11 protein-coding genes are annotated in these 11,434 nt (G+C 34.7%); 8 read left to right on the plus strand and 3 right to left on the minus strand.

The features are described from left to right. Positions 1–104: 104 nt before the first annotated feature. The 4 genes from HYG84_RS07170 to HYG84_RS07185 all read left to right on the plus strand — a co-directional run bounded on the left by HYG84_RS07170 (position 105) and on the right by HYG84_RS07185 (position 5,331). Positions 105–1,229: a DUF3798 domain-containing protein gene (locus tag HYG84_RS07170; protein ID WP_249168731.1), complete on the plus strand. Its 1,125-nt coding sequence runs from the start codon at positions 105–107 to the stop codon at positions 1,227–1,229. Between the two features lie 113 nt (positions 1,230–1,342). Beyond that, positions 1,343–2,947: a sugar ABC transporter ATP-binding protein gene (locus HYG84_RS07175; RefSeq protein WP_330655600.1), complete on the plus strand. Its 1,605-nt coding sequence runs from the start codon at positions 1,343–1,345 to the stop codon at positions 2,945–2,947. A gap of 1 nt (position 2,948) precedes the next feature. After that, positions 2,949–3,989 carry an ABC transporter permease subunit gene (locus tag HYG84_RS07180; protein WP_212381646.1) on the plus strand — a complete coding sequence of 347 codons (1,041 nt, stop codon included), beginning with the start codon at positions 2,949–2,951 and terminating at the stop codon, positions 3,987–3,989. Position 3,990: 1 nt separating this feature from the next. Continuing rightward, complete coding sequence (locus HYG84_RS07185) at positions 3,991–5,331, plus strand: ABC transporter permease subunit (RefSeq protein WP_212381648.1); 1,341 nt, start codon at positions 3,991–3,993, stop codon at positions 5,329–5,331. Between the two features lie 217 nt (positions 5,332–5,548). On the opposite strand, the gene HYG84_RS07190 is transcribed toward HYG84_RS07185, so the two are convergent. From HYG84_RS07190 to HYG84_RS07200, 3 genes are read right to left on the minus strand one after another with little or no spacing between them, the layout of a single operon-like run. Then, on the minus strand, positions 5,549–5,872 hold the full coding sequence (locus HYG84_RS07190; protein WP_212381650.1) for a TfoX/Sxy family protein: 324 nt from the start codon (positions 5,870–5,872) through the stop codon (positions 5,549–5,551). 9 nt (positions 5,873–5,881) lie between these two features. Continuing rightward, complete coding sequence (locus tag HYG84_RS07195; protein ID WP_212381652.1) at positions 5,882–6,142, minus strand: DUF3795 domain-containing protein; 261 nt, start codon at positions 6,140–6,142, stop codon at positions 5,882–5,884. A 52-nt stretch (positions 6,143–6,194) separates the two neighbouring features. Next, entirely contained in the window at positions 6,195–7,112 is a 918-nt protein-coding gene (locus HYG84_RS07200; protein WP_212381654.1) for a helix-turn-helix transcriptional regulator, read from the minus strand. A 497-nt stretch (positions 7,113–7,609) separates the two neighbouring features. Between HYG84_RS07200 and HYG84_RS07205 the strand changes: the two genes are divergently transcribed. The 4 genes from HYG84_RS07205 to HYG84_RS07220 are packed head-to-tail and all read left to right on the plus strand — an operon-like array spanning position 7,610 to position 11,369. Next, positions 7,610–8,308, plus strand: coding sequence for a DUF5058 family protein (locus HYG84_RS07205; RefSeq protein ID WP_212381656.1), 699 nt, complete (start codon positions 7,610–7,612; stop codon positions 8,306–8,308). A 15-nt stretch (positions 8,309–8,323) separates the two neighbouring features. Further along, the gene (locus HYG84_RS07210; RefSeq protein ID WP_212381658.1) at positions 8,324–8,995 is read left to right on the plus strand and encodes a hypothetical protein; all 672 of its coding nucleotides are present in this window, start codon (positions 8,324–8,326) and stop codon (positions 8,993–8,995) included. 23 nt (positions 8,996–9,018) lie between these two features. Next, a complete protein-coding gene (locus tag HYG84_RS07215) occupies positions 9,019–10,179 on the plus strand; it encodes a M20 family metallopeptidase (RefSeq protein WP_212381660.1) in 1,161 nt (386 codons plus the stop codon). Positions 10,180–10,190: 11 nt separating this feature from the next. Further along, entirely contained in the window at positions 10,191–11,369 is a 1,179-nt protein-coding gene (locus HYG84_RS07220; RefSeq protein WP_212381662.1) for a M20 metallopeptidase family protein, read from the plus strand. The last annotated feature ends 65 nt before the right edge of the window (positions 11,370–11,434 follow it).

The raw sequence follows: 11,434 nt of genomic DNA on the forward strand, positions 1-11,434 counted from the left end.
TTTCAACTTCGTATATTGTTTCCTATATCTACTCTCCTGGATATTTATATGAAATAGCGAACCTTGTAGAAAGTGTTAAGTTAAAAAAGAAATTATTAAAGGGGATGAAAATTTTGAAAAGATTTTTAGTGTTACTAGTAGCATTAACTATGATTTTAAGCCTAGCAGCTTGCGGCAACAAGCAAGGCACAGCAGCAGTACCTAAATATAAAATAGGTATTATGTCTGGTACGGTATCTCAAGGTGAAGAGGAGTTTAGAGCGGCTGAAAATATGAAGGCAAAATACGGTGATATGATTGTTACCAGTACGTATCCAGATCGCTTTATGCAAGAGCAAGAAACTACGATTACTAATATGATGGCTATGGCATCTGACCCAGATGTAAAGGCTATTGTTATGACTCAAGCTGTACCAGGTGCGGCAGCGGCTGTCGACAGAGTTAGAGAGATTAGACCAGATATACTATTTATATTAGGATCTCCCCAAGAAGATCAAGATGTTATTGCATCTAAGGGTGATATTGTACTGAACACAGATGATTTAGGTAGAGGAGAGCAAATAGCAGAGCATGCTCATAATATGGGTGCAAAAACCTTAGTCCACTACACATTCCCAAGGCATATGTCTATTGAATTCTTAGCTGTAAGAAGAGATAGAATGAAGGCTAAGGCAGAAGAACTAGGTATGAAATTTGTGCAAGAGGATGCTCCAGATCCAACAGGGGATGCAGGAGTTCCTGGAACACAACAATTCATTATTGAAGATGTGCCAAGAAAAATTACTGAATATGGTAAAGATACGGCATTCTTTGCTACTAATTGTGCTATGATGGAACCTCTTATTAGACAAAGTATAGAAGGTGGAGCTATATTTCCAGTACAATGTTGTCCGTCTCCTTATCATGCAATGCCAGCTGCACTAGGTATTGCTGTTCCTGATGAAAAAGCAGGCGATTTAGGTTATATAATCGATGAAATAGGCAAGAAAGTTGAAAAAGCTGGAATGAAAGGAAGGGTTGCTACTTGGCCAGTTCCTGTAAACATGATGTTTATTGAAGGTGGAGTAGAATATGCTAGAGCTTACTTAGAAGGTAAGACAAATGGAAAAGTGGATAAAGAAAAACTTGTTGAAGTTCTAGAAAAAATAGCAGGTGGTTCTGTTCAATTAACAGAGTATGAAGGTCATAATAACTATTTCTTATATCTTTCAGATCATATTATTTTTTAACCTTCTAGAAAAGTGTAAATTTTAAAAATTAAATTTCTACCTACAAGATTGCCACTAGATGGCAATCTTGTACTATTAATTCCTTATGAGTAATAACAAAGGAGGTATAAGCGTTGGAAAAAGAAGAGTATGTATTACAGATGAATAATATTGCAAAGGAATATTACGGAACCCGTGTGCTAAAAGGGGTGGATTTATGCGTTAGACCAGGAGAAATCCATGCTCTGTTAGGTGAAAATGGAGCAGGTAAGTCTACATTAATGAATATACTTTTTGGAATGTCTGTAATTCACTCAACAGGCGGGTTTGAAGGGGATGTGCTAATCGATAATGAAATTACCCATGTTAAGTCCCCTATAGAGGCTATGGAGCTAGGTATTGGTATGGTACATCAAGAATTTATGTTAATACCAGGATATTCAATTACTGAAAACATAAAGCTTAATAGAGAAATAAATAAGGATAATTTTATAAATAAATTTTTAGGGTCGAAATTAAAGATATTAGATTTTAAAAATATGAGTAGGGATGCTAGAGCAGCCCTAGATACGGTAGGAATGGATGTAGATGAGTGGGTAAAGGTTGCAGGATTACCTGTTGGCTATATGCAGTTTATTGAAATAGCAAGGGAACTGGATAAGAAGAATTTAAAAATTATTGTATTTGATGAACCTACTGCCGTTCTTACAGAAAGCGAAGCTAGTGGACTTTTAAAGGCTATGAGAAAAATTGCCGACTCTGGGATTGCGATTCTTTTTATTACCCATAGACTAGAAGAGGTAATGGAAGTAGCTGATAATATAACTATCTTACGGGATGGAGAGCTTGTAGCAAAGGTTAAAAAGGAAGATACTAATCCATTAGAACTTGCAGAGTTAATGGTTGGAAGAAAAATAGATGGAATTTTAAACAATACTACCAGTAGTATCCAGAATAAAAATACAATATTATCTATTAAAAACCTAACTGTACATATGCCTGGCGAAGAAGTAAAGGGAGCGAACTTAGATATTAAAGAAGGTGAGATTTTAGGAATCGGAGGCTTGGCGGGTCAAGGAAAGATTGGTATTGCTAATGGAATTATGGGACTTTATCCTGCCAGTGGAGAAGTTTATTTAAAGGAGAGAGAGCTTAAGTTAGGTGATCCTAAGGAAGCTCTTAAAAATAATTTAGCTTTTGTATCTGAAGATAGAAGAGGCACCGGCTTGCTTTTGGACTCATCTATCGAATTAAATATTGTTATTACAGCTATGCATAATCAAAGAAAGTATATTAAAAATTATGGACCATTTACTCAAATAAAGTCAAAGGAAATTAGGGAATATAGTTTAAAAATGATAGAGGATTTAGATATTAGATGTACTGGCCCAACTCAGATTACAAGAAGGTTAAGCGGGGGAAATCAACAAAAAGTTTGTATTGCTAGAGCTCTTACATTAGAGCCTACTATTTTATTTATTTCTGAGCCTACTAGAGGGATAGATGTTGGGGCTAAAAAAATAGTTTTAGAAACATTAGTTAAGCTTAATAAGGAATTAGGAATGACAATAGTTATGACTTCTAGTGAGCTTTCTGAATTAAGATCAATATGTAATAGAATAGCTATCGTAACTGAAGGTAAAATACAAGGTATATTAAAACCAGATGACAGTGATGCTAACTATGGTTTGATGATGGCAGGCAATAAGCTGGAAACCCTTAGCGAAGGAGTTGAATAAATTGAAAGCGAGAGTAAAGCAATTTATTGAAAAGTTTGGTCTTCCTCGAATTATTATTGTAGGGTTTTTAATTTTTCTTTCTATTTTAGCAGCTATTGTAGAAATACCTTTTGGAGAATTAATTAAAGATTCCTTAGTTAGAACAGGAATGAATGGTGTATTAGTTTTAGCCATGGTTCCAGGTATATTAAGTGGTGTGGGATTGAATTTTGGTCTGCCTTTAGGAATACTTTGTGGTCTTTTAGGTGGACTTATAAGTATAGAGCTAAACCTTTCTGGAGGGATAGGATTTTTTGCAGCTGTATTGTTTTCTATACCATTTGCTGCAATAGTTGGATTTGGATACGGTTGGCTTTTAAATAAGGTAAAGGGATCAGAAATGATGGTAGCAACATATGTAGGGTTTTCAGCAGTATCTTTAATGAGTATAGGTTGGATGATTCTACCCTTTAAGAGTCCAGAAATGGCTTGGCCTATAGGTAAGGGTGTCAGAACTACCATATCCCTAGCAGGTAGATTTGATAAAATATTAAATGATTTTGCTACTTTTAATATAGGTAGCATAACTATTCCTACAGGCTTAATTTTATTCACATTAGCTCTTTGTGGTATTGTTTGGATTTTTCTAAGAAGTAAAACAGGTGTTGCTATGAAGGCTGCTGGGGATAATCCTAGATTTGCTATGGCAGCTGGAATTAATGTTAACAAACATAGAATAATAGGTACAATATTGTCTACTATTTTAGGGGCAATAGGTATTATAGTTTACTCTCAAAGCTTTGGTTTCCTTCAATTATATCAAGCACCGATGTTTATGGGCTTTGCAGCTGTAGCTGCTATATTAATTGGTGGAGCTACCGTAAAAAAGGCATCAATCTCTAATGTGTTAATAGGGACCTTTCTATTTCAATCTCTTTTAGTTGTTGCATTGCCAGTTGCAAATAAGATTATGACCTTAGGAAGCTTAGCGGAAATCACAAGAATTATAGTTAGTAATGGTATAATTTTATATGCACTTACGCAAGTTCGTGGAGGTGAATAATATGATTGATAAAATAAATGACACTGAAAATCAAAAGGATAATTTCAAGGAAAAAATAAAGAACTTACTAACAAATCATATAGTAACAGTGGTATTTGCAGTACTTTGCTTAATCGGATTTAAGGCCTCAGGATTAACATTTTCTTTTTATTTAAATGATATTATTACTAGAATTTCTAGAAATGCATTTTTAGTATTAGCCCTTATTATTCCAGTACTAGCAGGAATGGGTCTAAACTTTGCTATAGTTTTGGGTGCAATGGCTGGGCAAGCAGCTATTATTGCAGTGGCTCATTGGGGAATTACAGGATGGCAAGGGATTCTACTGTGTGCAGTAATAGCAGCACCCCTAGCAATTATTTTTGGATATTTAACAGGAAAGCTATTAAATAATACTAAGGGGCAGGAAATGATAACAAGCTTAATTTTAGGTTTTTTTGCGAATGGTATTTATCAAATGGTATTTCTTATTTTAGTTGGATCTATAATTCCTATGAAAAATGAGGAACTTATTTTAAGCACTGGCGTAGGGGTTAGAACTACAATAGACCTAACCGGCAAATTGAAATATGGTTTGGATGATATTTTTAAGCTTTCATTTCCTATGTTTGTATTATTATTTTCAGTTGCTTTAGCTATATACGTTATTTTCAAATATCACAACAATAGATCCCTAAAAGAATTCAATAATAAAAAATATAAGGCCATTGGTGTAACTAGCCTATTATTAATAACTTTTAGTATTATATCTATGAATGCTGCTGGATTGTTTCAATCCTTCGGAGATTCCTCAGAAATTGCAAGAAAAATTTTGCTAGAATTAATTATGATTAATAATGTGAAAGTACCAATAGTAACAGGTGTTTTAATTACCCTATTATGCTTGTTTAATATATTTATTTCAAAAACAAAGATTGGGCAAGATTTTAAATCCGTTGGGCAAGATATGCATATTGCAACCGTATCTGGTATTAACTCTAATAAAATTAGAGTTATTGCAATAGTAATCTCTACAGTACTTGCCGCATGGGGACAGATTATTTATCTTCAAAATCTTGGTACCTTTAGTACATATGGCAGTCATGAACAGGTAGGTATGTTTGCAATAGCAGCCCTTCTAATTGGAGGGGCATCAGTAACTAAGGCAACCATTGGCCAGGCCTTATTAGGTACAGTTTTATTTCATACATTATTTATTGTTTCGCCACTAGCAGGTAGAAATTTATTTGGTGATCCACAACTTGGAGAGTTTTTTAGAGCCTTTGTAGCTTATGGGGTTATAGGACTCTCACTAGGTATGCATGCTTGGAAGCAACAGATACAGGCAAGGCATAAATTATAGCTTAGAAAAGAAGATTTTTGGAAGAGGGTGCAAATTCGTGCACAAGCAAGAGATATTGCAGATGAAATTATACTTGCCGGATTGATTTATAAATAAGAAAAGCCACCTTGTTGACCGTAAAGAGTCAGTAAGGTGGCTTTTTTCTGCGGAATACTCATATGCAAGATAGCGTTTGGCAATAACCTCCATAGATTTACCAATTTCAATCATGTGATTGCTAAGATTTTTTCTTTTTTGGTTTGGGCATTGGTAATTCGTCACAGGTTTTACGGATAAAGTTAGATATGAACTCCATATCCTCAACACTTTCAATTAGAAAATGAGGTTTTGCACCTGTATATGGAGATGCTTCCTCGCAATCTGGCAAAAGGTTTGTGCAGACATTGGTTTTCTTTACAAAAAACTGATTATCACAAATTACGCCTATAACTTTCCCATCACAGTAAATGCCGTATTCACCAAACATTTTCTTATATGTAATTTCACCTGCACCGCTGATTTGGTCGCAAACATATTCTACAAAATCCAGACTTGAAGCCATAAATTTCTCCTATCTTGAACACCATTTTTTACATTGTTCAATTCTTTTCCCATTATCGCCTTGTTGTTCGTCATAAGCAAACTGATTTAATAGGTTACATGGAAATTCGCTGCATTCGCCACAGTGAGTATAATTTTTGCTTTCACAGCAAGCCTTTACAGGGCAGCTTTCACCCCAAAAAGGCTTGTCTATATTGATACATCCTTTGCAATTCACCTGCTCCTTATATATACACTCACTACACAAAATACCACATCTTGATTCTATCATAACGATATACCTCCATTATTTTTATAAAAGTATATCATATCAAACATGACAACTATATGTCATGTTGAGAATATTTTTTTAATGACTTTTTCAGCCTTTGAGATATTTCAGTGCGAAGCTCCTGCGGCTCAATAATTTCAGCCTTATCACCAAAGCTAAGTATCCATTGGAATAAGCTTTCTTTGTTGGTAAAAGGAAATTTAAAAAGCAGTTGATTATCCTCCGCATAAGAAAAGCAATCCACACCATATTCCTCAACAAGTCTGTACTTTACACTTTCATCAAAGATAGCCACAAGATTTATTTCATCTGAAAAATACTGGTCAAACTCTGTTTTTGATGGTGGGAGGTCACGAAGCTCAAATTTTATATCAGTAACGGCTAAATTCCATAAACGATTCAGCTTAAACAAACGAAAATCCTGCTTTTCTATACAGTATCCAAATACATACCATGATGACCATTTAAATATGATAAGATATGGCTCAATTTTTTTTAATGCTTCTCCTTTATCATAAAAGTAGTCAAAGTAGACTATCCATTTTTCTGATATAGCTTGCTGTATCCTTTCGATTTTAGGTGCAAGTGTATTTTTGTAGTGTGATGAAAGGTCAATCAAAATGTTGTTCTGATCAGAGTAAACTGTATCATCACCACCAGAAAATTTGTTAATAATCTGTTTGTATTTTGTAACCTCTGAAATACTGTCAAGACTTTGAAGCCCTGCAAATATTGTTTTTAACTCATCGGAGGTGAAAACTGTCTTATCAATTTTGAAACCGTCTGCAATCCTGATACCACCACCTGTACCCTGTAAGGTGACAACAGGTATGCCTGCTTTGCAAATGTCCTCAATATCACGATTTATTGTGCGTCTTGAAACCTCAAATTTCTCTGCAAGATAAGGAGCAGTTACCTTTTCGTTTTGTAATAAAATGGTCAATATTCCTATCAATCTATCAATCTTCACGGTAATCAGCCCTTTCTCAAATTTATATAAAATTTATTCATCAAACAGTGAGTAAGATTATTTTCATACTTCTATTGTACCATCTCCTTGTGAATATTTATATCATCAATCGCTCCATAAACACTTCGTCCCAAATCGTTAGAGAGTACATTGACTGTATTGTTATCCATAAACGTTCCGAACCTTGAAAGAAGAAAAACTATACCTAACAAGTTGATATTTACTTCAACTTTGTGGGCAGGTCTAAAAAGCGAAAAGCCACAGGATACCAAAATATTCTGTGGCAAATCTTAAAATCAAAAAATATCCTTATCGGGTAGAGCGCAAGCATCAGAGGGTTTTATTGTAAATTCATACAAAAAGATTATGAATTTTTGTAGCATTAAATAATATTACAAAAATACTAATTAATATCTAAAATACCCACAAATCTATTTAAGGCTTTTTCTACTATACTAAGTATAAGGGTAGTTAACTAATATGAGGGGGTTGAAAAGATGAAAGAATACTTAGAGGTAGCGAATGATCCAATATTGTGGTTGATGAGCTTACCAGTGGTAGTTTTAGTAGCAATACAAGCAATTATATTTTCTAAAAAAGCATTTAAAACGGCTAGTTTAGTACAGCTAACTAAAAAAGAAGCTAAAGATGCATTTAGAGTTGGCGCTATATCGGCTATTGGGCCAGCATTAGCAGTATTTGTAGTAATGCTTGGTATGATGGCAGTAGTAGGAGCACCAATGACTTGGCTTAGACTATCTGTAATTGGTGCAGCCCCTACAGAATTAGCAGCATCTACAATGGGTGCCCAAGCTATGGGAGTCGAATTTGGAGGAGAAGGTTATGGTGTTCTTCAATTTGCTAACTCCGTATGGGCAATGACTTTAAATGGAATTGGATGGCTTTTATTTGTTGGTTTATTTGCCCATAAATTAGAAGGAATAAGAGATAGAGTATCAGGAGGAGATTCAAAACTTACAGGTGAAATTGGTGGGGCAGCTATGCTAGGGGCTATGGCTTATTTAGTAGGAGGACATCTAATAGCAGGTAGTGGAAGATTAATTGCTGCTTTAGCTTCAGCAATAGCAATGATAGTTCTTGTTAAGTTGTCAGGTAAAATACCTAAGCTTGTGGAATATAATTTAGGAATTTCAATGGTTATTGGAATGGTGGCCGCAATCATTTATATGGGATAGAGGGGTGATATAAGTATGGAAAAGACAAATAATCAAACTTATCATGAAAGTTTTACAAAACCAATAATAAAGGTAGGCAGAATTACTTTGCTTCTTGCAGTAGCATTTAGCTTTCTTCCGCCACTTTATTTATGGATGAGGTATGATGCGTTACCACCATTGAATGCCATATTGACAGGTTGGTTTCTTATTGCATCAATTTACGGTACTTATTATTTTATTGAGCCTATATCATTTTTTCCGATATTAGGGGTGGCAGGCACATATATGTCATTTTTATCTGGAAACATAGGTAATATGAGACTACCTTGCGCTGCAGTTGCTCAAGAGGCATTAAAGGTTGAACCAGGATCTGAAAAAGCTGAGCTTGTAGCAACATTAGGTATAGCTGGATCTATCATTACAAATATAATAGTAGTTACAATTGCAGCTATTGCGGGGAATCAATTGATGGCAATCTTTCCACCAGTAGTAGTAAAAGCTTTTGAATATGTTTTACCATCAATATTCGGTGCAATGTTTGCCATGTTTGCAGTAAAATATCCTAAATATGGTGGGTTTGCAATAACAGTTACTTTATTCCTATTAGGAGTTGTAAAGGTATTACCTGTATGGGTATTAATTCCTGTTTGTGTATTTAGTACAATTTCATTTGCCACATTTTCATATAAAAAGAAGGCTAAATAATAGAATTGAAGGGGGATATTAATATGAATAGGGACTCATTAAAAAAAGAGGCTATCGAAGTATTACAAAAGATGATTAAGTTTAAGACTGTAAATGAACCTGGAGATGAAAAGCCATTAGCAGAATATATAAAAGATTTATTGGAGGAAATTGGATTAAAAGTTAAGCTGGACGATTTAGGGAATAATAGGGCTAATGTTATTGGAAGGCTAAAGGGAACTGGAGAAAGAGAGGCTTTACTATTCAATGGTCATTTAGATACCGTTCCACCTGGAGATATTCAGTGGAAGTATGCACCCTATAGTGGAGATGTAGTAGATGGGAAAATTTATGGAAGAGGTTCAGCAGATATGAAGGGTGGCCTAGCCGCTATGCTAATTGCATTAAAGCTTATAAATGATTCAGGCCTAAAGTTAAAAGGAGACTTTATCTACTCTGCAACTGCTGGTGAAGAAACGGATAGTATAGGCGCCATAAAATTTGTTAAAGATGGTGGACTTGATGGAGTAGGAGCTATAATTATAGGAGAACCAAGCTCTAATGGGGTTAATATAGCTGAAAAAGGTGCATTTTGGGTAAAAATATCTACATATGGCAAGACAGCACATGGGGCTTTTCCAGATGAAGGAATAAATGCTGTAGTTCATATGAATGCCTTCTTATCTGAGTTAATAAGCTATAAATTTAAATATGAAGAAAATGAACTAGTGGGCCAACCTACGATGAATATTTCTACCATTAGCGGTGGAATCAAAACAAATGTAGTACCTGATAAATGTACTATTACTATTGATATGAGAACCGTGCCAGGTATGGATCATTATGAAATAGTTAGGGATTTTGAAAAAATCATAAATAAGCTTTCGAATGAGATAAAAGATTTTAAAGCAGATATTAAGGTGCTAAATAATAGGGCAGCTGTAGAAACAAAATCTACTGATCCATTTGTGAAACTTGCGGTAGATACTATTAAGCAAGAATTTAATAAAGAAGTAAAGCCACAGGGGGTTAATTTCTATACAGATGCTTCAGTATTTCTGCCAGCTAAAAACATTCCATGCATATTTTATGGGCCAGGGGACGCTAATATGGCTCATCAGCCAAATGAATGTATTACGATAGATAGTTTAATAGAATCTGTACATTTCTATTATAAAATGATTGAAAATTATTTAGTTAAATAGGAGGGAGAACTTTGAATATATTTGAAAAAGTTAAAGAGGTTGAGGAATATATAATAAATTGTAGACGTGATTTGCACCAAATACCAGAAATAGGATTGGATTTGCCACAAACATCGACCTATGTGGCAAGTCAGCTTAAAGATATGGGTATAGGAATTAAAGAAGGAGTTGGAGTTTCAGGAGTAGTAGGTCTTATTAAAGGCAAGCAAGATGGAAAAACTATTGCTTTAAGAGCTGACATGGATGGTCTTGCTATAAAAGAAGAAACAGGATTACCTTTTGCATCGACAAATGGAAATATGCATGCATGTGGACATGATGGTCATACAGCTATACTTCTTGGGGTAGCTAAGGTATTAAGTGAAAATAAGGATAAAATTAAAGGAAATGTAAAGCTTATTTTTCAACCTGCTGAAGAAGGGCCAGGTGGAGCTAAACCTATGATAGAAGAAGGTGCTTTAGAAAATCCTAAAGTTGATGCTATATTGGGGCTGCATATTGGCTCCTTAATAGAAGGTGAAAAACATGGTCTAGTTATGGTATCTTATGGCAACATGATGGCATGTTTAGATAGTTTTAGAGTAAAACTAGTTGGTAAGGGATGCCATGGGGCTTATCCAGAGACTGGTGTAGACCCTATAACTATGGCAGGTTACTTTTTAACAAATCTCCAGACTATAGTTAGTAGAGAGATAAGTCCCACAGATCCGTCCGTTGTTACAGTAGGAAAAATACTTGGTGGTACAGCATATAATATTATTCCCGGAAGTGTAGAAATTGAAGGAACAGTAAGAGCTGTAGATCAAAATGTACGTGAAAAGATTGCTAAAAGAATAGAAAACATCGCTAGAGGAATATCTGAAACTATGAGGGGAAGTTATGAATTCGACTATACATTTGGATATCCGCCATTAGTAAATGATGAAAATTTTACAAAAGCATTTGTAGAGTCGGCTAAACACATAATTCCTAAAGAAGACATTATGGTAATGAAAAAGCCTGTAATGGGTGGGGAGGACATGGCATACTTCTTAAGAGAAGTTCCAGGAACATTCTTTTTCCTAAATAACCCTAAAGCAATAGATGGAAAGTTCTATCCCCATCATAACTCTAAATTTGATATAAACGAAGCTATGTTATCTAGAGGAGCAGCTCTTATAATACAAGCAGCTTTAGACTATTTAGGATAATTACTAACAACTTCTTTTATAGCTTACTATAAAAGAAGTTGTTTCATTTTTCATACAATATAATC

It is taken from the genome of Alkaliphilus sp. B6464 (genome assembly GCF_018141165.1).
Taxonomy (GTDB): Bacteria; Bacillota; Clostridia; order Peptostreptococcales; family Natronincolaceae; genus Alkaliphilus_B.

Bases quoted from the DNA above. Each gene is read 5' to 3' on its own strand.
- HYG84_RS07170 (WP_249168731.1), top strand. From the start codon at position 105: ATGAAAATTTTGAAAAGATTTTTAGTGTTACTAGTAGCATTAACTATG.
- HYG84_RS07185 (WP_212381648.1), top strand. From the start codon at position 3,991: ATGATTGATAAAATAAATGACACTGAAAATCAAAAGGATAATTTCAAG.
- HYG84_RS07190 (WP_212381650.1), bottom strand. From the start codon at position 5,872: ATGGCTTCAAGTCTGGATTTTGTAGAATATGTTTGCGACCAAATCAGC.
- HYG84_RS07195 (WP_212381652.1), bottom strand. From the start codon at position 6,142: ATGATAGAATCAAGATGTGGTATTTTGTGTAGTGAGTGTATATATAAG.
- HYG84_RS07205 (WP_212381656.1), top strand. From the start codon at position 7,610: ATGAAAGAATACTTAGAGGTAGCGAATGATCCAATATTGTGGTTGATG.
- HYG84_RS07210 (WP_212381658.1), top strand. From the start codon at position 8,324: ATGGAAAAGACAAATAATCAAACTTATCATGAAAGTTTTACAAAACCA.
- HYG84_RS07215 (WP_212381660.1), top strand. From the start codon at position 9,019: ATGAATAGGGACTCATTAAAAAAAGAGGCTATCGAAGTATTACAAAAG.